Source organism: SAR324 cluster bacterium (assembly GCA_015232315.1).
In the GTDB taxonomy this organism is placed as follows: Bacteria; SAR324; SAR324; order SAR324; family NAC60-12; genus JADFZZ01.
The window spans coordinates 29,639-52,779 of record JADFZZ010000004.1; the positions used below are offsets into that span (position 1 = coordinate 29,639).

Annotated in this window: 21 protein-coding genes; 13 read left to right on the top strand and 8 right to left on the bottom strand. The window is 45.8% G+C overall.

Annotated features, from left to right (window positions below; all coding sequences use genetic code 11):
* Nucleotides 1–18: 18 nt before the first annotated feature.
* The gene (pepN, locus tag HQM11_04535; protein MBF0350271.1) at nt 19–2,664 is read right to left on the bottom strand and encodes an aminopeptidase N; all 2,646 of its coding nucleotides are present in this window, start codon (nt 2,662–2,664) and stop codon (nt 19–21) included.
* A 165-nt stretch (nt 2,665–2,829) separates the two neighbouring features.
* Between pepN and HQM11_04540 the strand changes: the two genes are divergently transcribed.
* The gene (locus tag HQM11_04540) at nt 2,830–3,258 is read left to right on the top strand and encodes a hypothetical protein (GenBank protein MBF0350272.1); all 429 of its coding nucleotides are present in this window, start codon (nt 2,830–2,832) and stop codon (nt 3,256–3,258) included.
* 48 nt (nt 3,259–3,306) lie between these two features.
* Here the strand turns inward: HQM11_04540 and HQM11_04545 are convergent, their stop codons facing one another.
* On the bottom strand, nt 3,307–4,041 hold the full coding sequence (locus HQM11_04545) for a 1-acyl-sn-glycerol-3-phosphate acyltransferase (GenBank protein ID MBF0350273.1): 735 nt from the start codon (nt 4,039–4,041) through the stop codon (nt 3,307–3,309).
* Nucleotides 4,042–4,276: 235 nt separating this feature from the next.
* Here HQM11_04545 and HQM11_04550 point away from each other — a divergent pair, with 235 nt between their 5' ends.
* From HQM11_04550 to HQM11_04570, 5 genes are all read left to right on the top strand, one after another.
* The gene (locus HQM11_04550; protein MBF0350274.1) at nt 4,277–6,355 is read left to right on the top strand and encodes a HAMP domain-containing protein; all 2,079 of its coding nucleotides are present in this window, start codon (nt 4,277–4,279) and stop codon (nt 6,353–6,355) included.
* Between the two features lie 7 nt (nt 6,356–6,362).
* Nucleotides 6,363–6,866 (top strand): purine-binding chemotaxis protein CheW, encoded by a 504-nt coding sequence (locus HQM11_04555; GenBank protein ID MBF0350275.1) that lies wholly within the window; start codon nt 6,363–6,365, stop codon nt 6,864–6,866.
* A gap of 230 nt (nt 6,867–7,096) precedes the next feature.
* Entirely contained in the window at nt 7,097–7,474 is a 378-nt protein-coding gene (locus tag HQM11_04560) for an endonuclease domain-containing protein (GenBank protein MBF0350276.1), read from the top strand.
* A gap of 80 nt (nt 7,475–7,554) precedes the next feature.
* On the top strand, nt 7,555–7,992 hold the full coding sequence (locus HQM11_04565; GenBank protein MBF0350277.1) for a CBS domain-containing protein: 438 nt from the start codon (nt 7,555–7,557) through the stop codon (nt 7,990–7,992).
* 175 nt (nt 7,993–8,167) lie between these two features.
* Nucleotides 8,168–9,205, top strand: a complete 1,038-nt coding sequence (locus HQM11_04570) for a histone deacetylase (GenBank protein ID MBF0350278.1) — start codon at nt 8,168–8,170, stop codon at nt 9,203–9,205.
* Nucleotides 9,206–9,509: 304 nt separating this feature from the next.
* Here HQM11_04570 and HQM11_04575 read toward each other — a convergent pair whose 3' ends face one another.
* The gene (locus HQM11_04575) at nt 9,510–10,133 is read right to left on the bottom strand and encodes a YbhB/YbcL family Raf kinase inhibitor-like protein (GenBank protein MBF0350279.1); all 624 of its coding nucleotides are present in this window, start codon (nt 10,131–10,133) and stop codon (nt 9,510–9,512) included.
* Between the two features lie 351 nt (nt 10,134–10,484).
* Here HQM11_04575 and HQM11_04580 point away from each other — a divergent pair, with 351 nt between their 5' ends.
* Nucleotides 10,485–12,260 carry a HAMP domain-containing protein gene (locus HQM11_04580; protein MBF0350280.1) on the top strand — a complete coding sequence of 592 codons (1,776 nt, stop codon included), beginning with the start codon at nt 10,485–10,487 and terminating at the stop codon, nt 12,258–12,260.
* Nucleotides 12,261–12,380: 120 nt separating this feature from the next.
* Entirely contained in the window at nt 12,381–13,601 is a 1,221-nt protein-coding gene (locus tag HQM11_04585; GenBank protein ID MBF0350281.1) for a hypothetical protein, read from the top strand.
* Nucleotides 13,602–13,612: 11 nt separating this feature from the next.
* On the opposite strand, the gene HQM11_04590 is transcribed toward HQM11_04585, so the two are convergent.
* The 4 genes from HQM11_04590 to HQM11_04605 all read right to left on the bottom strand — a co-directional run bounded on the left by HQM11_04590 (nt 13,613) and on the right by HQM11_04605 (nt 17,074).
* Nucleotides 13,613–14,440, bottom strand: a complete 828-nt coding sequence (locus HQM11_04590) for a menaquinone biosynthesis protein (protein ID MBF0350282.1) — start codon at nt 14,438–14,440, stop codon at nt 13,613–13,615.
* Nucleotides 14,437–15,726: a P-loop NTPase gene (locus HQM11_04595; GenBank protein ID MBF0350283.1), complete on the bottom strand. Its 1,290-nt coding sequence runs from the start codon at nt 15,724–15,726 to the stop codon at nt 14,437–14,439. Before HQM11_04595 ends, HQM11_04590 begins: the two co-directional genes overlap by 4 nt.
* Before the next feature lie 71 nt (nt 15,727–15,797).
* Nucleotides 15,798–16,076 carry a MoaD/ThiS family protein gene (locus HQM11_04600; GenBank protein ID MBF0350284.1) on the bottom strand — a complete coding sequence of 93 codons (279 nt, stop codon included), beginning with the start codon at nt 16,074–16,076 and terminating at the stop codon, nt 15,798–15,800.
* Between the two features lie 95 nt (nt 16,077–16,171).
* Nucleotides 16,172–17,074 (bottom strand): PLP-dependent cysteine synthase family protein, encoded by a 903-nt coding sequence (locus HQM11_04605; GenBank protein MBF0350285.1) that lies wholly within the window; start codon nt 17,072–17,074, stop codon nt 16,172–16,174.
* Nucleotides 17,075–17,203: 129 nt separating this feature from the next.
* Between HQM11_04605 and HQM11_04610 the strand changes: the two genes are divergently transcribed.
* The 4 genes from HQM11_04610 to HQM11_04625 all read left to right on the top strand — a co-directional run bounded on the left by HQM11_04610 (nt 17,204) and on the right by HQM11_04625 (nt 20,345).
* The gene (locus HQM11_04610; protein ID MBF0350286.1) at nt 17,204–18,037 is read left to right on the top strand and encodes a TerB family tellurite resistance protein; all 834 of its coding nucleotides are present in this window, start codon (nt 17,204–17,206) and stop codon (nt 18,035–18,037) included.
* 3 nt (nt 18,038–18,040) lie between these two features.
* A complete protein-coding gene (radC, locus tag HQM11_04615) occupies nt 18,041–19,417 on the top strand; it encodes a DNA repair protein RadC (GenBank protein MBF0350287.1) in 1,377 nt (458 codons plus the stop codon).
* The gene (locus HQM11_04620) at nt 19,414–20,019 is read left to right on the top strand and encodes an RlmE family RNA methyltransferase (protein ID MBF0350288.1); all 606 of its coding nucleotides are present in this window, start codon (nt 19,414–19,416) and stop codon (nt 20,017–20,019) included. Before radC ends, HQM11_04620 begins: the two co-directional genes overlap by 4 nt.
* A 140-nt stretch (nt 20,020–20,159) precedes the next feature.
* The gene (locus HQM11_04625; GenBank protein ID MBF0350289.1) at nt 20,160–20,345 is read left to right on the top strand and encodes a hypothetical protein; all 186 of its coding nucleotides are present in this window, start codon (nt 20,160–20,162) and stop codon (nt 20,343–20,345) included.
* Between the two features lie 36 nt (nt 20,346–20,381).
* Here the strand turns inward: HQM11_04625 and HQM11_04630 are convergent, their stop codons facing one another.
* Entirely contained in the window at nt 20,382–20,945 is a 564-nt protein-coding gene (locus HQM11_04630; GenBank protein ID MBF0350290.1) for an NHLP leader peptide family RiPP precursor, read from the bottom strand.
* 412 nt (nt 20,946–21,357) lie between these two features.
* Here HQM11_04630 and HQM11_04635 point away from each other — a divergent pair, with 412 nt between their 5' ends.
* Nucleotides 21,358–23,097 carry a caspase family protein gene (locus HQM11_04635; GenBank protein MBF0350291.1) on the top strand — a complete coding sequence of 580 codons (1,740 nt, stop codon included), beginning with the start codon at nt 21,358–21,360 and terminating at the stop codon, nt 23,095–23,097.
* The last annotated feature ends 44 nt before the right edge of the window (nt 23,098–23,141 follow it).

Consider the following 23,141-nt stretch of genomic DNA (forward strand, 5'->3'; position numbering starts at 1 on the left):
TTCCTGTTTTTTCCTGATTTATCCCAACGATTTTGAGACGGTTTCATACACATCCGGTGACAGCGGTTGCTTTTTCAGAATGCGCTCCAGTTGCTCCTTCATCAATTGCTGACGAACCGGTTCATGACGACGCCATTGGGTCAGCGGAGTCACCATGCGTGACGCGATTTGCGGATTGAATTCCTCGATTTTCAGGATCGCGTCCCCCAGAAATTCATATGATTTTCCGGTTTCCACATGAAAATGAAAGGGGTTGAGGTTGCAGAACGTTCCGATCAACGCCCGGACTTTGTTGGGATTGGTCCATTCAAAAGAGGGATGTTCCAAAAGTTTTCTCACGTCCATCGGCGTTGACGACAGATCCGACAGGGCTTGAACGGCCAGCCATTTGTCAATCACCAGACTGTCATGCCGGTAGGTCTCATAAAAATGTTTCAAGGCCGTGTCTCGCTCTACACAATCAATGTGGTTGAGCGTTTTCAGCGCGGCAAGTCGATCGGTCATCCCCCGGCTGTTCCTGTATTGAATCAATGCCAGATCGCGGATTTTTTGTGTTTCGATCCGACCGAGCCAGGACAGACACAGGTTTCTGAATTCACGACGGCTCATGGCCTGCTGATCGAGTGAATAAGCTCCGGTGTCCGCATGGGATTCATACGCTCGCAACCAATCCTGTTCCAGGGCTTCCGCAACAGTTTTCCCCAGAAACAGTCGTACTTGATGGACGGCTGGAATATCAGGAACCAGCATCTGATCGCCAAGATAGGTTTCAGACGGCAGGGTAAGCATTTGTGACAACAACGACCTTTCTGTAGCGGAATTCAACAGTTTCCGGATGTTTTCAGCAAATGACGGGTCCAGGTTCAACGCGATACCATGCTGAACCTTGTCCACCAGTTTCAGAATGTGCCTGATCATCCATTGCTGGCAGGCTTCCCAACGGTTGAAGCCGTCCTGTTCGTGCTGAATCAGAAATTCAAGATCCTGATCAGAATAATCATCAAGCAGTCTGACTGGAGCGGAAAAGCCTCGAAACAATGAGGGAACAGGCTGTGACGGAACCTGCCTGAAACAAAAAGTTTCCTTGGCCTGAGTCAGATGCAGGGTCCGGGTGGTTGCGCCATCCCCGGCGGATTCATGTTCCAGTATCAGCGGAATTTCCTTGCCGGTGGAATCAAGCAGGGCTGTGGTCATGGGAATATGCATGGGCGGTTTGTTGCTTTGTCCCGGTGTCGGTGGACAATACTGAGTGACGTTCAAAACATAGGTCTGCCGTTTCGCGTTGTATTGCCCTTTTGCGGTGATTCGGGGGGTTCCCGCCCGACTGTACCATAAGCGGAACTGATCCAGCCGGAGCTGATTGGCGTCTTCCATCGCTTTTACAAAATCATCGGTTGTCACAGCCTGGCCGTCATGCCGTTGGAAGTATAGATCCATGCCCTTGCGGAAGCCCTCCCTGCCGAGCATGTTGGACATCATGCGGATCACTTCCGCACCTTTGTTATACACGGTGACAGTGTAGAAATTGTTGATTTCCATGTATGATTCCGGACGAACTGGATGCGCCATCGGACCGGAATCTTCCCTGAACTGATGATTTCGCAGAAGATTGACATCCTGAATCCGTTTGACCGCGGAACCTGTCATCGCCAGTGTGAATTCCTGATCACGGAACACGGTGAGGCCTTCCTTCAGACTGAGCTGAAACCAGTCCCGGCAGGTCACACGGTTGCCGGTCCAGTTATGAAAATATTCATGGCCGATGACAGACTGGATGGCGATATAATCCTCATCGGTGGCAGTTTCGGGTTTTGCCAGCACATATTTGCAGTTGAACACGTTCAGTCCCTTGTTTTCCATGGCGCCCATATTGAAATGGCTCACGGCGACAATCATGTAACTATCCAGATCATATTCCAGACCAAAGGTGTCTTCATCCCATTTCATGGCTTGTTTCAAGGATCGCATCGCATGGTCACACTGATCCAGATTTTCCTGTTCCACATAAATTTCCAGGGCGACTTCCCGGCCTGAACGGGTGACAAACCGGTCCTTGACACATCCCAGATCTCCGGCGACCAGCGCGAACAGATAGCAAGGTTTGCGGAACGGATCGTTCCAGGTCACACGATGCCGGTTATCAGGCAGATTCTCATGGTTCACACAATTTCCGTTTGACAGCAGAACAGGATATTTTTGCGCGTCAGCCTCGATGGTTGTGGAAAACAACGCCATCACATCCGGACGATCAGGGAACCAGGTAATTCGCCGGAAACCTTCGGCTTCGCATTGGGTACAGAACATGGAATTGGATTGATACAAGCCTTCCAGCGAATGATTGATTTCCGGATGGATCCGGCTCTGGATGGTCAGTACAAAGGAATCTGGAACGGTGGCAATGGTCATGGTTTCCTCATCCACCACATAGGCCTCAGGGGGAAGTTCCAGTTCATTCAGCCTGAGCGAGACCAGTTCCATCTGTCGGCCATCGAGAACCAGGGCTCGTGAAGTTGAGCGGGTTTCAGGATTACGGTTCATCTTCATGGTTGAGGTAACAAGGGTGGCGTCTTCCCGTAAATCAAACACCAGATCAATGGTATCCACGAGCCAGGCGGGCGGGGCGTAATCCTTGAGAAGAAAAGTTTTGGGAGATGCTGAAGTCATAAAAACCCGTGAAATGAGAATGAATAAAACAGGAGCGATGATCCTGAGCTTTGACAAAAGAATTGTTCTTTTGCAAGGGATGACGCTACGCTTCTGACAGGGGATAGACGGAATAAATTTCCAGATGACAGAATGAGAAAAAAAATAAAGAAAGGAAAGGCATTTATGGGAAAAGTGGTGGTGAAAAATGTTCTTTTGAGGAATCAACGGGATGAAATTCTTCTGACAGAAGGCTTCGGCTCCAAAGTTCGTGAGTTAAGACTGGAGATGATCGCCGATACTGGTGCTGTCGCGGTGAGTTTGCCTCAATCGTTGGTGGATCAACTGGGATTACCTTTTGAGAGAGATGTCAATATCACCACGTCTCGAGGAGAGAAACACCCCACCAAACTTTACGGGGGCTTGATGGTGTATATCGGTGACCGCAAAGCCTATACCCAATGTCTTGCCAAACCGGAAGATGCTCCGTTAATTCTGGGGCAACTGGTGTTTGAACAAATTGATTACGTGGTAGATTGTAAAAATCAGATGATTTATCCCAACCCCAAAGAGACGGATGGCATCATGCTGTTTGAAGATTTTTCCTGCCAATAATCCGTAGAGACGTGTTTGAAACCCGTCTCTACATGATTTGCCAGGACATCATTCGGCCTCCAGATCGGCCAGTTCCCTGATTTGTTTGAATACTACATCCACCAGATCATTTCGCTGTTCAATTGTGTATTGCGAGGCATCCACCGGCGTTCCGATGTGGACTTCAACATGACGATCAGTTTCCACATTGATGGATTTTGCCGGCCACACCTCCCGACAACCACGTATTCCGACCGGAATGATGGTGGCTCCAGTCTGCAAGGCCAGAATAAACCCACCTTTTTTGAATTTCTGGAGTTTGCCTGAACGGGTACGGGTGCCTTCAGGCGCAACCCAGACGATGATCCCAGCCTTCATTTTTCCGCTGGCATATTCTAAATCTTTCCTGGCTTGCTCTCTGTTTTTTCGGTCAATCGGAATGATTTCACCGGCATACATCCCGCGTCCCCAAATAGGAATGCTGAACAATTCTTTTTTGGCCATCATCCTGATGCTTCCAGGCAAGGCCACAAACAACAACGGAATGTCAAAATGAGAGGCGTGGTTGCTCATGATGATATAAGACTTTCCCGGTTCATAGTTCACAGAGCCATACACGGTATAAGTCAACCGTACAAAATCAAGAATGCTTTGCGCCCATTGCCGGACCCTCCGGTCATTGGTCTCACGGTCAATGGGAACTTTCCAGGAGTTGATGATGGTGAGGATGGACACCCTGATTGTCACAAAAATCGTTTTGATCCAGACCAGCCACCATTGGAGTGTTTTATAATTTATTGTCATGCGGTTCCTTTTTGATGGTGTGAATCATGTAGGGGCGACCGGCGGGTCGCCCTTACGTTTGAAGGTGTGAGATTTTTAACATAAAAAAATAATTGATTCAATGCCGGTAACGCAAAGATTGAATTATTTAATTTTTTCAAAAAAAAATAGAAATGATCCCTTGACAATCCCGCATAAGGTTTGTCATACCACATATTGTGTACTCAACCTCACTTAATTGAATGGAGAAATTATGCTGAAAAACATGAAATTGGGACTCAAGATAGGCTTGGGATTTGGAATGGTGATCATGCTTTCCGTAGCACTCGGAGGCGTGGCGGTGTGGAACATGAACTCGGTAGTGGATCGCGCGCAGGTGCTGGCGGATGGTTATGCGCCCGAAGTTGCGGTGGCCAATCAGGTGGAACGAAACGCCTGGCAGACACGTATCACCATGCGGGAATACCTGCTGGGTTTTAACCCGGAATATCTGAAAAAAGCCAGAGACAACATCAGTCTGGTGTTCAAGAATCTGGATGAGGCCCAGGAACTTGCGAGGAAAGAAACCTACCTGGTCAAACTCAGGGAACAGGCAACGACCGCCTACAATGAAACCAAAAATTATGAAAACGGCATGAACGACGCTGAAAAAGCCATCAATACCATCCTCGAAGTCAGAACCCGGCAGGATGCCGCCGCCGCGGATTTCATGAAAAACTGCAACGACTATCTGGAAACCCAGAACACGGCGGCCTTTGCCTCCGCTAACAAAAACGACATGAACGATGTGACGGAACGTATCCGGAAAAACATTCATATCAACAATGTCATTGATCTGGGGAACGCTGTCCGGCTGGCGAACGCCAATGGGCAACTGATGGACAATGAAACGCTGATCACCAATGTCATGGGGAATTTCGACAAGATCGAAGACGAACTGCGCAAACTGGACCCCATCACCAGAAATACGGAAAACATCCGGCAAATCGCCAATATCCGCAAATCAGGCGCTGAATACAAAAAAGCTATGCAGGAATTGCTGGTGGCCATGGTCAAAGTGGATGAACTGCGAGACAGCATGATGCAGGAAGGAATCAAGGTGATCGGTGCCGCTTCCTCGACCTCCGATGCCGGGATTCATGAAACCAATAACATTGCTGATGAAGCCTATGCCAACCTGAAATCCGCCGCCAGCACAGTCATCATCGGTCTGGTGGTTGCGGTCATCATTGGCCTGCTGATCGCGATCTTCCTGACCCGTCTGGTCACTGTGCCCATCTTTGCCGGTGTCAAATTTGCCACCGATTTGTCCAAAGGGGATCTGACCACACAACTGGATGTGCATCAGGGCGATGAAATCGGACAACTGGCTGACGCGATGCGTGAAATGGCAACCCAGTTGAAAGATATTGTGGGGACAGTCAAATCCGCTTCCGATAATGTGTCTTCAGGCAGTCAGGAACTCAGTAGTTCAGCACAGGGACTGTCTCAGGGAGCCACGGAGCAGGCCGCGTCTGTGGAAGAAGTCTCTTCCTCCATGGAGCAGATGAGTGCCAACATTCAGCAAAACGCTGACAATGCCCAACAAACTGATAAAATTGCCACCAAAGCTTCGACTGATGCTCTGGAAAGTGGAAATGCCGTGACCAAAGCGGTGGGCGCCATGAAAGAAATCGCCAGCAAAATTTCCATCATTGAAGAAATCGCACGCCAAACCAACCTGCTGGCCTTGAACGCGGCCATTGAAGCGGCGCGGGCCGGTGAGCACGGAAAAGGTTTCGCGGTGGTCGCTTCGGAAGTCAGAAAACTGGCGGAACGCAGTCAGTCCGCGGCAGGAGAAATCACCAAACTGTCACAATCCAGCACAGCGATTTCAGAACAGGCTGGTGAAATGCTGACTCAATTGGTGCCAGACATTCAGAAAACAGCGGAACTGGTCCAGGAAATCAACGCTTCCAGCAATGAACAACGCTCTGGGGCGGAACAAATCAATCAGGCGATTCAGCAGTTGGACCGTGTGGTTCAGCAAAACGCTTCGGCGTCGGAACAAATGGCCTCCACCGCTGAAGAATTGTCTTCTCAGGCAGTTCAACTTCAGGAAGCCATGTCCTTTTTCAGACTGGATGAACGCGGGTCCAGAAAGCCCGCGGCCAAAACCGTCGCTAAAAAACCTCAAACGCAGATTGCGCATATTCCTCCCAAATCAAAACCGCTTGCCATTCCGGCTAAAACACACAAGGCGGCGCCACCCGCGGAGACTGGCGGTAGCAAGGGTAGTGGAATTCAACTGAATCTGCATGATGACACGGATGATCACGAATTTGAGCGCTTCTAAGGAGAGGATTATGACTGAAGATATAACACAAACACAATACCTGACGTTTGTTCTGGACAGTGAGGAATTCGCTCTGGAGATTGGCAAGGTCAGGGAAGTGCTGGAAGTGACCAGTATCACCAAAGTTCCGCAAATGCCGGGATTTATGTGCGGAGTGATCAATTTGCGCGGCAGTGTTGTGCCGGTGATCGACATGCGGATGAAATTTGGTCTGCATCAGACCGAAATGACGGTCAACACCTGCATCATCATTGTGGAAATCCTGATCGGAAAAGAACGAACCATCATTGGGGCCATGGTGGATTCGGTCAAGGAAGTGATGGAAATCGAACCGTCACAAATCCAGCCACCGCCGAAGATTGGCACAAAACTGGATACGGAGTTCATCAAGGGCATGGGCAAACACAACGAGGGCTTCCTGATTCTTCTGGATATCGACCGCGTCTTCTCAGTGGATGAACTCAGCATGGTTTCCGGACTCTCCGGCGCTGATGCTGAAATGGTGATGTAGTCCGATTCATGCTCATGATTTATTGTCACATCCCCCACCCCCCTTCAAAGGGGGATTTATTCTGAAAGCGACAATAAAATGTTCCTTTGAAAATTAAATTATTCTGGAAGTGACAACTTATTCCCCCTTTGAAGGGGGTTGGGGGATGTAAGGCTCAGAACCACATCCCCCTAACCCCCTTGAACCAAGGGGGAATCGATACTCTGTCCATTATTTCAGGCAATCGCCTCATGGGAAAAAACATTATTCCTTATAACCCCAAACTCAAAGAGTTCGCAAAGGAACTAAGAAAAAACAGTACTCTTTCCGAAGTGTTGTTGTGGAGTCGCCTGAAATCCAGACAAATGCGAGGTTATACCTTTAATCGTCAAAAACCATTGGATCAATACATTGTTGATTTTTATTGTAAACCATTGAATCTCGTCATTGAAATTGATGGATGGAGTCATGACGAAAAATACAACTCCGATATGAGACGACAGAAACACCTGGAATCTTTCGGGTTACATATTCTTCGATTTCATGATCATACTGTTAAAGAAAATATTGAGAATGTGTTAATGGCGATTGATGGATGGATTCAACAAACGGAAAAAACATCACACTAACGCCTAAAGGCAATTGATACTGTCTTTCAGTCTAATCCCCTTCAAGACAATGTTCATATCAAAAAAATCCAAGGAGCGAAATGCACAGATTTATCAGCCTGACTGTCGAGTCTGCCATGACGACAGATGTTCGAGGAATCACCCTTGAAACTTCATTGAAAGAAATTGGACAAATTTTTGAGGAAACAGGTTTTCATATGCTACCTGTCCTTGAAGGAAAGCATCTTTTAGGGGTGGTGAGTGAATATGACTTTTTAAGAGCGTTTATCTTTTCCAATCTCAGCCCTGTTCCGCATTATGAGCGTTTGCTGGATAAAACAACCGCCCATATTTATAACGCTGATCCCTTGACAGTGTCGCCCTCCCAACCGTTGAGCAGAGTGCTTCAGATGATTGTTGAATCTCAAGCACGGAGTTTTCCGGTGGTGAATGCGGACCAGGAAATTCTGGGCATCATTTCACGGCATGATGTGGTGGTGCGCCTGATGCCTGAATATCAGAATTTATCCCTGCTGTAAATAATTTGGTGATGAAATCCTGTGGCCCGCCACGATGTCATCCCCGTGAAAACGGGGATCCAGGAGTGCGCCGATGGATTCCGTGTCAAGCACGGAATGACACCGTGCGAGGACTTGAAGCGGTTGCCGTCACCAGAAAATTTACAGCAACAATTTATCCTGATCGGAGATTTTTGTGAAAACAGGCTTGTATCTGGATTCTGTGTTTTTGCGACATGAAACAGGATTATACCATCCGGAACGAGCCATGCGTCTTACCAGTGTGGAAGAACGACTGAAACAGGATCCGGGACTCAAAGGCTTTGAACTCAGAAAAGCGAGAAAAGCTGAACGCTGGGAAATCGCCCTGCTGCATGCGCCCCACTATATTGAACAATTCGCCTCCGCAACCTGGTGGGGACAGAAATGGTTTGGCAGTGAGGACTGTACTATTTCAGAAAACACCTATGAAGCGGCCTGCCATGCGGTAGGGTGTGTGATTGACGCTGTGACCGAAGTTGCGGCCAATCATCTCGATAACGCTTTTTGCGCGGTACGTCCACCCGGTCATCATGCGGAACGGAACAAGGCAATGGGTTTCTGTTTTTTTAACAATGTGGCCCTGGGAGCAGAATTTCTGGTCAGCCAACTGGGCTTCAAACGGGTGTTGATTTTTGATTTTGATGTGCATCATGGCAATGGCACCCAGCACTTGTTTGAAGAACGATCCGATGTGTTTTATGCCAGCATCCATCAGGACCCCAAAACATGCTATCCGGGAACAGGCTATGAAATTGAGCAGGGCAAGGGACCGGGGTTGGGATATACACTCAATTGTCCCATGCCACCGCATTCAGAGGATGTGGCGTATCTCGAAAAATTTGAAACGCGCCTGTTGCCGGCTTTTCATGAGTATAAACCCGATTTTGTCATGATTTCAGCGGGGTTTGATGCCCACAAGGATGATCCACTGGCCAACATAAACCTCAGTCGGCATTGTTTTGACACGTTTACGGTTGCCATGAAAAAAATCGCGGATCAATATGCAGGAGGAAAACTGGTGAGTGTGCTGGAAGGCGGATATTCGTTGAACGCACTGGCAGAATGTGTCAGTTCACATGTCACCATTCTCAAAGACGGTCCTTCCAGAATTCCCCATCCCAGTCTGAAAGAAATCATTCAGGAAGTCTGGAAACGCTGGCACACGCCTTCCAAAAAGAAAGCATGGATTTGAATCCCGTAGGGGCGACCCGCCGGTCGCCCGTACAACAATTCCGCCGATCACGCGAACAAATTTTGCAATAAAAATATAGATTTGAATTCCGTAGGGGCGACCCGCCGGTCGCCCGTACAACAATTCCGCCGATCGCCCGAACAAATTCTGCAATAAAAATATAGATTTGAATTCCGTAGGGGCGACCCGCCGGTCGCCCGTACAACAATTCCGCCGATCGCGCGAACAAATTTTGCAATAAAAATATAGATTTGAATTCCGTAGGGGCGACCCGCCGGTCGCCCGAACATCTAAGGTCAATATATCAACCGACCTGAGGATTGAGCGTGTAAGTTCCATGCCACTCCGCAATTTCCAGAACATGGCCCTTGGTCGCTTTTTCTGCGGTTTGTCCATTGAAGGCCCCAGACAATCCGAGGGAAGTGACATCCAGCGCATACACACGAAAAGTGTAATGATGAAGGCGTTCATCGTTCCATGGCGGGCATGGGCCGTCATAACCGCCATACACACCTTCCATATCATTGTCTCCGGTAAACCAGCCCGTGTAATCGTTAAATCCACAGACCCCATAGGGCGTTTTGCCAGTGTTTTTTCCACGGGCCGTGATGCCATTTGACACAGCACCTTCCGAGATTTCAGTGATATTGAGCGGGATATCGGCCAGAACCCAGTGATAAAAATCAACACGGGGAAGGTCTGCTGGAACGGTCATTCCTTCCTTGTTCACTTTGTCTCCCTGAGATGGAACATCCTTGTCCACCAGAATGAGCAGAAATGATTTAGTTCCCGCAGGAATTTCGGACCAATGGACTCCGGGATTCAGATTGTCTGACATTGCGACATGATTTTTCGGATCCTTGACACAAAACGCGAATTTACCGGGAATTGGTGAGCCATTGGCAAATCCTGAAACTTCAATTTTCATAAATGCTCCTGTTGGTGTGTGACGATTTTCATGAGATTCAAAACTATATGGAGGTGTTTTATTTGCCCCGGAGTCTGTGCTCTGAAAACAAATATGCGATCTTCTTTTATGAGGGAATTCAGGGATAAATGTCAATTGTTCAGCACATTTTTAAGCAGAATCCGTGGTCAGGCTTATAAAATGGAAAACAACTTGGAATATACTAAAATATTTTCTAGGATGCCATCCCTCATAACAAAGTTTTTCCTGCTGTAAATAATTTGGTGATGAAATCCTGTGGCCCTCCACGATGTCATCCCCGTGAAAACGGGGATCCAGGAGTGCGCCGATGGATTCCGTGTCAAGCACGGAATGACACCGTGCGATGGCTTGAATCGGTTGCCGTCACCAGAAAATTTACAGCAACAAGTTTTTAGAACCCGGAGGGGATTGTTCTTCCATTCATTGTTTGGCGTGTTCCTGATCACTGGCAATCCATTTATGAAATTTCTGCTCACTTGGCCCAGAGAGTTTTTATTCAGCAAAATCAGAATATCTATCCGGTTTCAATTACTGATCATGGTCACTCTGGTTGTCGTGATCACAGGATTCATTCTGGGGTGGGTGCTATTGCATCGAATTTATGGAGAATATTATGATCAGACCCTGCGCAACGGAAAACTCCTGCTGAATCATTATACGGAAAATGCCAAAGAACCGCTCTTGAATGATGATGTCCTCACCTTGAACACCTTGCTAAAAAACGCTGTGAACATTGAAGGCCTGCGGTATGCTGTCATTATTGACCGAAACAGGATCATTCGGGCCAAAGCCGGTATGATCGCTGAAGAGTTGGGGGCAAAACTTCCGGATGAAGAGATATTCAATGACTTCAAACAGGAAGGGGATCTGGAATATTATATCAAATCGTTGAAAGAGTTGCCTGTTCTGGCAATGTCCCAACCGGTCAAACTGAATAAAGTCAAGATCGGAGAAATTGCCCTGGGGCTGGATTTGCTGTGGATTCACCAGCAAATTGGTCAGTACACCATGGAATTGACAGGCATCGGTGTGTTGGGCCTGTGTCTGGGAGCACTCATGGCGTTCTGGGTTGCTGAACAGTTCTCAAGTCCGATCATCAAGCTTAAAAAAGTTGCCAACCGCATTGCTCATGGCAATTATGAAGTTGAGATCAACATCAGTGGAAGAGATGAGATTGGAAGTCTGGCACGCAGTTTTGATCAGATGCGACAGGCTGTCCAGTATAAAATCGAGGAACTTCAGACTCTGAATGAAGCTTACCAACGGTTTGTGCCTGAAGAATTTCTCAGGCTTCTGGGCCGCGAGAGCATTGTGAATGTATGGCTTGGCGATTGTATTGAAATGGATGTCACCATTGTTTTTACCGATATCCGATCTTTCACCAGCATGTCGGAGGGAATGACACCCCGGGAAAATTTCATGTTTCTTAATTCCTATCTGGCCATGATGGCACCGGAAATTCATAGACATCATGGGTTTATTGACAAATACATCGGCGACGCTATCATGGCCTTGTTTCCAGGCGGGGCGGATGATGCGGTTCAGGCGGTTCTGGCCATGAGAGCCGCCTTGAAAAATTGGAATCAGCATCGTCACAACCGGGGTTTGGTTCCCGTAGAAATCAGCACCGGGATTAATTCTGGAAAACTCATGCTGGGAACCATCGGCGAACCTCAAAGAATTGAAGGAACGGTTATTGGCGACGCGGTGAATCTGGCTTCTCGCATTGAAGGGATGAATCGAACGTTTCATACAAAAGTTTTATTGAGCGAATATACCTATGCTTCACTCACAGATTCTGCGTTCTGGTTGGTCCGCAGTGTGGACAAGGTGATCGTCCGTGGAAAAGAAAAACCTGTAAAATTGTTTGAGTTGTTTGAAGATGATCCTGTTGACATAAAAAAAATTAAAATTTTCACACTCAATACGTATGAGAAAGCAATTCAATTGTATGGCGAACAGGAATTTGAGTCAGCGTTGCAAATGTTTGAGGATTGCAACCGGAACTGCCCGGAAGATTCACTGTTCCCGATGTATATTGAACGTTGCCGATGGTTGATGGATCATCCTCCGGGACCAAACTGGAATGGCGTGTTTCTACATTAAATGACTTCATTCCAACTGAACTCTATAAAAAATATATAGGGTAGACATCAAAACAATTATTTGATACCCAATACCAGTGACCAATTGAATCATCTGGGGCAATATTTTAAAAAGGAGATTATGGCAGTTGATAATCTGGCAAAGAAAATTGGCGTTAACCTTGAAAATCTGATCACTGTGGACATCTTTGACAAGATCGCGGTTGAAGTCAAAAGTCGTCTGGACGCAGCACATAATACAAATTCCGGATTTTTAGGAAATCTGCTTAAAAAGAAAAACGTAAACAAAGCGGTGACAGGTGAATCTGTTGGAAATAACAGCGCCATGGGCAAAAGCCGGGTCGCGATCCTGACCAAAGACCCGCTGAACATGCAGGCCAGACTGGATCTGATTTCACCTTATGTACGGCAAGAGACAACTGTCACACGAGATACGCTGAAGGAAGTGTATATCAATGCCTTATTTTGCCTTTCACTGGGTAAAATCACGTCTGATTGTATCAATTTCGCCTTGATTGCCCAGAAAAACTATCTCACCAAACTCAAGATTGATATCACTGAAGAGGGCAAAAAGTTGATGGCCCGCATGGATGATTTCGGCCCTGGAAAACCTGAAGGTCAGATCTTGAGAAAACAATACAAGGAACGGGTAGAATGCATCAACTTTATCAATGACTGCCTGAGAATTCTTCCTAACAGACGGGTGGCCAACGATCTGAATTTTGATCTTACCCAGTTGATGACGGCCACAGAAGAGGAGCTTAAAAAACAAGCGGCCGCAACCAAAAAAGATCCGGCTCATGAAATCAATGAAGTGTTGAAAGGAACCGCTGTTCTGCCACCATTGGAAGACAAGATCCTGGAACTGACCAATATTGCCAGAGGCAAATTTCCCACTCGCCCGATTGGCTTTATTTATCAGGCTAAAATCTACCGGATCAATGCCTTGATCGCTGAGGCCGGTTTCATGAAAGAAAAAAAATCACCCAGCGGAGAAGTGAATCCGGATAAACTGCACCAGTCGGCAAAGTCAGAAATTAAAAAAGCCATGACCAGCATCACCAATGCTGTTGGAAAACTTCCGGATAACCCCAAAGACTTTATTGATCAGGCGTGTGTTGAAGAATACGCCATCCTGATTTTTGAGTTCAACCGAATGATTCCCAGTGCCAATATTCTGGAGCATTTGAAAAGAGCTGTGGTGTTGCTCAGTAAAATTATTTCCGCGGAAAACCGTTCCTCAGTTGAGGAACTGCAATCCAGAATGAATAAAATGATTGAAGACAGGAGTTCTTCTGGTTTGAAATTAAGTTCTGAGGGAGAAGAGGATAGCTCTGAGTAACTCAATGTTGCTCAGTTATTTCGGGACTCAATAAAGAATAAGGGCGAGACATTATTGAGGCGACCCATATCAACACAGCATTGCTGGAAGTGATGAAATCCCTTTTGGAAGCGATCGGACAATTCATAGCGGAGATTTTCCAGATAGAACAGGCAATCGTTCACAGTGGGGAAAATTCCAGAGAAATATGTCTCGGCAATCTCCTGATAATGCTGTCGGGAAAGTTCTCTGGATACAAGCAAAGTCTTCGCGATGTGATCCACGATTTCCGGGAACTCCTGATAAACCGTTCGCCGAACCACCCACAACGCAAACACAAAGGGCAAACCTGTCTTTTGTTTCCATAAATCAGAAAGATCATAGGCATAGCGGAATTCGGGATAGTAATATTTCCTGATGGCCGAATCTCCTATGAGAAGTTCTCCATCCAGCTCACTCGAAGGGGGCCGATTGCCTTCAATAAAAGTCAATGACTCCTCATGTTCTTTCAGCAGATACCGTGCCAGTTGAACCGATGTGTATGATTCTGAAGTCAGGTAGATCTTTCCCTGAATCTGATCCAGTGGATAATTGCTGAACAGGTAAATCGAATTCACAGGTCCGTCCGCACTGATACTTAAATCAGGAAAAACATAATACCGTGAAGGATTCAGAGCGTATTCAAAGGAGGAGATCACTGATATATCCAGTTCATCCTGATGGATTTTTTGATTCAGCGAGACAGGATTTCCATGAATCAACTGGCATGGCAGTGTGATTTTTCCCGATTTGATTCCATAATACACGGGTAGTGTGTTGAGATATTCGATGAATCCCATTCTTAGTTGCGTTGTTGTCATAACCCTTCTCTGATAAAAGTGGGCAGAACACCGATAATATCCACAGGCTTGAATCCTTCAGGTTCCTTCCAGCGACTTAAATCAAGATCCGGCAGTTCAGCTTCTGTGGGTATGGTCATCTTTTTCCTGATTTTTTCCAGGGGTGGAACGAGCGTTGCCGCATTGTCCATTTTTGGAGTTTCACGCAAAGCAGATACAGATGGCGTGATGATTGTCTCAGCAGTTTGAATGACTGGATTCGCTTGGCGTGATTCAGTGGATTGTGTCTCAAACGGATTGGTGGCCAATTCCAGAAAATCATCCAGTGATTCAGACTTCGTTTCCGAATCAGGTGTTAGCACGTTTTGATACTGATATAGTTTGAAATCCTCTGCGGAGGGTGTTTTTGTTTTACTGATTTTAATCAATGCCTGAAGTTTTCCGGCTATGGTTACCAGGGCCTGCGTCACAGGATGGCCCGCGTAAATCATATGCATGGGTTTAGCTCGCCGGATTGCATCCTGAACGGTGTTATCCTGGGGAATCATCCCCAGAATGTCCTCTTTCCCATTGATCTGCCGGATAAAGTTTTTTAAGGCTTCAGTCAGTTTTATGTTTTGAGATGAGCTTTGATTGATGATCAGGTATGGCCGGTGTGCCTTCATCACCTGGAGTGCGAGTTTTCTGGTTTCAGGATCAAGTTTTCCAGTATATTCCAGCAGATTCTTGACTGTTTCAAACTCCATGTTCTGCAAATCATGATGAATCAGATCATTTTGGATAAAAAATCTGGAAACATAATGCACAGTTGCCATTTTCACAAAGCGGGAAAGGTCAAAAATGGAGGTCGGCTCAGGGGTCCCGATGATGATCTGGATCTGTCCTTCCAAATAAAAATCAAGAATATCGCTGTGTGCTCCAGCACCAATATCCACCAGCACCACATCGGACTTGAGAGTGGTCAGGGCCTGGCAAATGCGAACCCTGTCAACAAATGACAATTGAGTGGTTGCCAGCGTTTTGCTGATGCCGGGAATCAGATTGAGTCTGGGGATATCCAGTAACTGGATCTCAAGAGCTTGAAGAGAACTGACCTGACCGGATAAAAAATCAGAGAGGGATTGGCGGGTTTTGTACAGTCCAAACATGATTTGCAGGTCTGATCCGCCGAGATCAAGATCAACCAGAGTGACCCTCAACCCGCCCTTGGCCAGCAGATAGGCCAGATTAGACAGGATGAAGGTTTTACCGACACCGCCTTTTCCTGAACCTACTGAAATGATGACTGGACCACGTTGTATCGACATATTTCAGCATAAGGCTGATGGTTGATGCTGGAATTGAGGCTCAACAAAATCCGCACAAGGCGGATTTTGAATCAGTTTCCTCCGGCAATGGAAGGAACAATCTGGATGCTATCGCCTTCAGTAACTTTAGTTTGGAGATTAGAAGCATAGCGAATGTCCTCATCATTGACATAAACATTGATAAAGCTTCGGATTTTACCATTCTCATCATACAGATGCTGTTTCAACGCACTATGTTTTTGACACAGTAGGTTGAAGGCTTCTTCAACGGTGGACGCACTCACTTCAATTTCATCGTGACTGTCCGTGTATTTCTGTAAAGCGGAAGGGATTTCAATAACTGCCATAATGACTCCTGTTAATAATGAAAAAAAGGGTGGGGGCGTACCAGTCTTTGCTCCTTGGAGAAAGACCCTTCATCCATGCGGACGAAACTTGAATATATTTAATAATCTTCCCAGAAACGTTCTTCCAGATATTTATCGCCATTGTCCGGAAAAATAGTCACAACCACATGCTCCGGATTTTCCATGGCCACACGATAGGCCGCATCCAGCGCCGCTCCGCAAGAAATACCAACCAGAATACCTTCCTCCCGGGCCAGTCGTTTGACACTGCGGTATGCGTCTTCGGTGCGGACAGTCATTTTTCTGTCAGCAAAGTTCTCATCATAAAACGCCGGGACAATGGAGCTTTCCATGTGTTTCATGCCTTCCAGTCCGTGAAACGGTGAATCTGGCTGAACTTCAATAACCTGAATGGCTGAATTTTGTGTCTTCAAATATCGGCTTGTTCCCATGAAAGTTCCTGAGGTGCCCAATCCCGCAAGAAAATGGGTGACTTGCCCCTTGGTTTGCTGGTAAATTTCAGGGCCTGTGCTTTTGAAATGCGCCTTCCAGTTGTTATCATTACAATATTGATTGGGAAAATAATAAATTTCAGGATTTTTTTCGTAAAGTTTCAGCGATTTTTCAATCGCACCATCGGAAGATTTTTGAGGGTCGGTCAAGATCAGTTCCGCACCATAAAATTTGATTATCTTTTGTCGGGACGGAGTTACATTCGAGGGCATGCAAAGCTTGACCCGATAATCGAGAGCCGCTCCAATCATGGCGTAGGCAATGCCAGTGTTGCCCGAAGTCGCGTCCATTATAATTTTTCCGGGAACCAGTTCTCCGGATTTGAGCGCTTCACTGATCATGTTATAGGCCGCCCTGTCTTTAACGGAGCGCCCGGGATTGTACCATTCAGCCTTGGCAAACAGGTTGCCGGCAGGACAATATTTTTTTAGTCGAAGTAACGGGGTATTGCCCACAAGTTCTAACAAATCGGAACCGAAATGCTGCACAGATTTCTCGCTATAAAAGGAAATGTGATATTAAAAAACAAACAGTTGTCAATTAATTCAGAGTTTGTTACCACTATTTCTAAAAGGTTAAAGCCAAATTCTTAGTAAATTCCTGTGGATGATATGGATATGATACGAAAAATTTTCGAAATGCGCTCGGAGGATGGTGCAGAATTCCCCCTTCCCACAAAACAGTGGATTGCTAAAATAATCGGCGGAAGTATCATTGCCGATGGTGTGGTTCACCGGAATGAACATGTCTATCTGGAAAACCTCTTCAGCATGATGAAAGATGAACCCCAGGCCCTGCTGATCATCAGAGACATTATCCGCAATGGTGAGATTCCTGAAATTGAGGCCATCAATATTGATCCCAGAATGGCAGAACGAGTTTTCAAGGGGGTGTTGGAAATTTGTGCCTGTGACCATGAAATCAGTCCGAGTGAAATCAAATATATCAATCAGGCAGGATCGGCGCTGAACATTGATATGCTGAGAGTTCACAAACTGATCAATTCCACTCTGAGAAAAGTTAAAATTGAATTTTTCAATCAACTGCTTGAAGAGTTGCAACCGGATGAAAAACGATGGTTGGCCATTATTATTTTAAAATGTGTCTATGCGGATGGCAAAGTGCATTACAGGGAAATTCCCTATTTGAACGATGTCTTTGAACTGGTGGATTCTGACCAGCAGGCATTGAGTCGAATCAAGCAGGATGCTGTTGACATACCACTGAATCAATTGCCCAAAGTGTATTTTGACGAGGAAATCAAACGGGATATCATGCGTTACATCCTTGAAATTGTCATGGGCGATGAAGATCTGGACGAAAGTGAAGAACTTCTTATTCACGGTATTGCGGATGCGATTGAGTTTGATCGGGAACAACTCTATTCGCTCATGGATACTGTCGAACAGGTCAAATTTTTTATTAGAGCCAGTGCGGAACTCATGGAATAACGCATGAGTTCCAAATTTTTTTCCATAATCAGGGATTACTATCAAAACAGTCCCGCTTATGAAGAGATTCGCCAGTTTATTGTCAATGAACCAGCCTTGTATCAAATTCCACGGCAGGAATTTTCCCATGATTTTCTGAACACACTGCTTCCCTTACTGGGCATCCCCTGGCGTCCTTCCTCTTCCCGAAGAGAATTGCAACCCGTTTATGGGGTGCTGGACACCATCAACCCGCATTATTTCAGGTCGGAACAGATCTTGTCAAAAACTAGGATTCTGACGCATCTGAAGGCATCTCAGCAGGAACTGATCGGAACATCCCTGATAAAATTTATTCAGATCATTCGTGCGACAGAACTACAGTCGCACAAGTTAGGAACAGCCGAAATGCAATCCCTGTGGATACAAATCTGGACACCGTCACAGGCCTGGGCTGGTTTCAGTTTTCTCCAGTCATGGAATATCCCGATCGTCGCCAGTTTGAAGGGAAATCGGTGTTGGCAACGGTTCAAACATGGCAAAAATCAGCATGATGGAACTCCTGATTTGTGGATGAAAACATGTACGGAGGAAGCAACGATGGATATTGTCAGCGCAGACCTCCTGTCAGGTGCGTTTTCCGGTGAATTGAAGCCTCTTGGTGTTCCTTCAATTTGTGAGGATATTCCCAACTGTGAATGCTGTCCGCTTAATCAGGAGTGCCTGTTTTTTGTGCAGAAAATATCTAATTCAACGGAAACCGCATCAAGAACGAAGACAGATCTACACAATAAATCAACAGCAGAATTGCTGATAGAAATAATACCGGAAGCGTCTATTGTTATTGACAGCCTGGGTGTCGAACCGGACACAGATTCTCTGCTACGACATCTTGACCAGAAAACACCCCGAGAATTATTTTTATTGGCACGGGATTCCTTGAAACTGACCGGAAAACTGACAATTCTGCTGGAATTGTGTAAACGCTACAATGAGCACAAACTTGTTCCCGGCAAGGCTTTTCAATCCAGTGTTGATGTGTTCCGGCATTTTCAGCACAGGTTGAGAGAATTAAAACAGGAAGTGTTTCTGGTGATTCTTCTGGACAACAAACATCAATATTTGACGGATTGCCAAATCACGCAAGGATTGCTCAACAAAAGCCTGGTGCATCCACGGGAGGTTTTTGCGTCAGCCATTGAACACAGGGCGGCGGCAATCATTGCGATTCATAATCATCCCTCGGGTGATCCACGCCCGTCACCTGAAGACATTCAAATCACACGACGATTGCAGGATACCGGCAAAATCGTTGGAATTCCCCTGCTTGATCATGTGATTATCGGCCGTGATCAATATTGCAGTCTCGCCGATGAAGGTTTAATGCAGGAGATCTCTTGAAAAAAGTAAAAGATCACTATTTTCATAAAGCGAAACAGGATGGCTATGTGGCACGTTCCGCATATAAACTGGAAGAAATTGAAAAAAAACACAGGTTGCTCAAAGGCGGCCAACGCATTCTTGATCTGGGCTGTTGTCCGGGTTCCTGGCTACAATATGTTTCCGGACGGTTGAAAGGCAATGGAAATATTGTGGGACTTGATCTTCAGCCTGTGACCGTAAAATTGCCTGACAATGTTCAGGTACTTCAACAGGATATTTTTGAGATTCCACTGGATGGAACATTTTTTAAGGAACCCTTCGATTTGATTTTAAGCGATATGGCGCCCAAAACGACAGGAATTAAAAATGTAGACAACCAACGATCGTATGATTTGTGTGTTCATGCGCTACGGGTGGCGGATATTTATCTGAAAAACGGGGGGAATTTACTCGTTAAATATTTTCAGGGACAGCATTTTCAGCAGTTAAAAATTGATTTTCAGAAACAGTATCAACAGGTTCATATTATTAAACCTCAAAGTTCAAGGAGTGAAAGCGTCGAAATATTTGTTCTGGGTATGAATAAAAAAATACAGGATCGTACAATACCCCAGGCTTGATCAGAATTCCTGCCACAACATAATGGCCCCTGCTCAAGGGCCAACACACAAGTCCGCACAGCGACGCAAGAGTATTCAGGCAGGATCATTGCATGTCCGGTTCCCAGGAGGCATGAATCTTTATTAAGCAAGGAGGGAACATGCAGGAAAGTCAACGATCCTATTATTGTTATCTCAATCATGGACAGGCAATGGTTCAGGAAATTCCACCTGAAAATTTTGAGGATCTTCCAGGACATTATATGACACGGTGTCCCACGACTCAAATTGCCAGGATGGTGTATGATGCGGAATTAAGAATCAGAAAATGGAGATTTCAGGGATAGCAGACTCCTGACTTACGCAGGAGTCTGAGGGGCGCATCAGAAAAGTTTTGATGCCATATCAATGAGGCTTGTTCCACCTGTGAGTAGGGGGCCAAGACTGGGGAGAGCCTTTCCTACAACAGAAACCAGAGAAGAAATTCCTTTGCACATTTCTGTATATTGTCCTTTTCCACCTGCGACTACCGCCAGATCAGAATCGCTCAATTCTCCATAAAAATCAGGATTTACCGGCATTACCAGATGCAATTGATTTGGAGTGTTGGCATAAATCCTCAATTCTCCGGGAAATCCCAATCCTAATGATTCCTGAACCGCCTCATGAGGGTTTGACAGCAAGCGTTCACGAAATGCCGCATCGTCAAGAGCCTTACGAGAGACTCTGCCAACCGGATCATCCCCCCACACCGCATCTTTGGCCTGTGCTTCATCAAGCAGTACAAAATTCATGGTATCCAGCGTATCCTGATGAATCTGGACTTCCATATTCTCAGGCAACGATTGCCCCATTTGTGCCAACGCCTCTTTCGGATTGCTGAACAACAGTTCTCTGAATGAAGTATCCGCCCAAGTTTTCTCAATAATTTGTTGATATAGTTCCATAATGCACCTGCTCAAGAAATGGTTAATGAAGAATACTCAAATATTATTAACCAGAATAATTGCGATTGTCCATGCTCCAATATTAATAATTCATGTCAGCGTCGTGAACTGTCACGAAGGCTCCATAAAAGACAGTCTGTATTTCAAGAGAAAAGCTGTTTTTATGTTGTTTTTAAGTAACTGAACAGGACTGTGCACTAAAAAACATCAATGTGGTAAAGTTGCGGATGGCTCATCGTGATGGCGTATAAAGGTATTTTGTGAAGTGACTCCAGATCCATTTGTCTGGCACATCATGATTCAACATTAACTTGAATCTATTATTTTGATTGTGCATGTGTATGAACATGAAACTGTTAAAACTTCTCAATCAGCGATGATCACGTTTAGACAAATCAATCCCATGATCCTCATGAATAGATTCAAACAGACCGTTTTTCAAATCGTTTTTCTGATGGGAATGGCACTGGCGTTTGGAAGGACAACATCACATGCCGCAGAAACACGAGGTTTTAAAACCGTCATAAAAAACGACAAAGGGCAGGATATTGGATTTTATTCAGGAAGTTATGCGCTTCTGATCGGTGTGAGCGATTATACTGCCGGTTGGCCTGATCTTGAAAGCATTTCATCAGAACTTGAAGAAGTAGCCGTCTCGCTGAAAGAAAAAGGGTTCAAGGTTGAATTGGTGTTGAATCCAGACAGTCGGCAACTTCCAAAGGCCTATGAGGACTTTATCAAGAAATATGGCTATGATGTGAATAACCAGTTATTGTTTTATTTTTCTGGTCATGGGTTTACCAGAAATAATGGTTCAAAAGGCTATCTGGTACCTGCTGACGCACCCAATCCCACTGAAAATGAAAAAGAGTTTTTGCAGAAGGCTCTCAACATGAGCCGGATTTTGAACTGGTCTCGAGAAATGGAAGCCAAACATGCTTTATTTCTGTTTGACAGTTGTTTTTCTGGAACCATCTTTAAAACAAGAGCGTTGCCCAAGGTTCCTCCCCACATTACTGAAGTCACTTCAAAACCCGTAAGACAGTTTATCACGGCAGGAAGCGCTGGCGAAGAAGTTCCGGCCCGCAGTGTTTTTACTCCGGCTTTTGTTCGCTCCTTGCGTGGAGAAGCTGATGTGAATCGTGATGGATATGTCACGGGAACAGAACTTGGTGTTTATTTGCGGGAAAAAGTCATGAGTTATCAAACCGGACAAACCCCGCAATATGGAAAAATACGTGATCCGGAACTGGATGAAGGGGATTTCGTGTTCATAGTGCAGAATGGGGAAATACCAACGACGGTGTCTGCCTCAACAGAATTTTCACTGGATGATCTGACTTCGCAGGAAAAGGCTAAATGGGAAAAATATCTCCATGAAATGAAACAGGCACTGGAACAGGTTCAGTTGTATGAACAGGAATCTGGGTCGCCAGAACTCAAGGTGATGGCCTGGCAACGGTTTATTGATGCTTATGACAGCAATCATCCATGGTCTGACGAAGATGAAAAGTGGCGAGAGCACGGAAACCAGCAAAAAATCTGGTGGCAACAACAAATCAGCAATGCTGAAATCACCCTCGCAAATGAAATCTGGACAGAGCCACAAACCGGCATGCGTTTCGTGAGGGTGGAAGGTGGACCTTTTTCAGAAAAAACATGGGTTGGGCAACATGAGGTTTCAGAATCACAATGGGAAGAAATTATGGGAAAACTGCCCGGTGATTCGCACGGAGCCATGCATCCCGTCCAGGTGAAAGACCTTGAATTGATCCATGAGTTTATCCATAAATTAAACCAGTCGCATCAACTGGAAGGTCCGTTTGAATTAATAAAACAGAAACAGTGGGAATACGTCTGCCGGGAAGGTGGAACCCAAACAGGAATGAGCAATTTCGCAAATCCAAAGAAAGTGAATTTCGGGAAAAACAAAGGAATGGTGATGCCCGTGGATTCATTTGAACCGAATGTTCTCAACTTATACAACATGCAGGGTAATGTCGCGGAATGGGTGGAAGAAGGACTCCTCATGGGTGGAGACTGGATGTCGGCACCCAACGAAGTCCGTTGCGATTCCATAAAAAAAATGAGCGGATTTTTTGAAATGCTGGCTTATGATGGTGGCGGATTCAGACTCATCCGAACGCCATAACATTAATCTACAGGCTAACCCCCTTTTGTCAGGCTCGTATGACA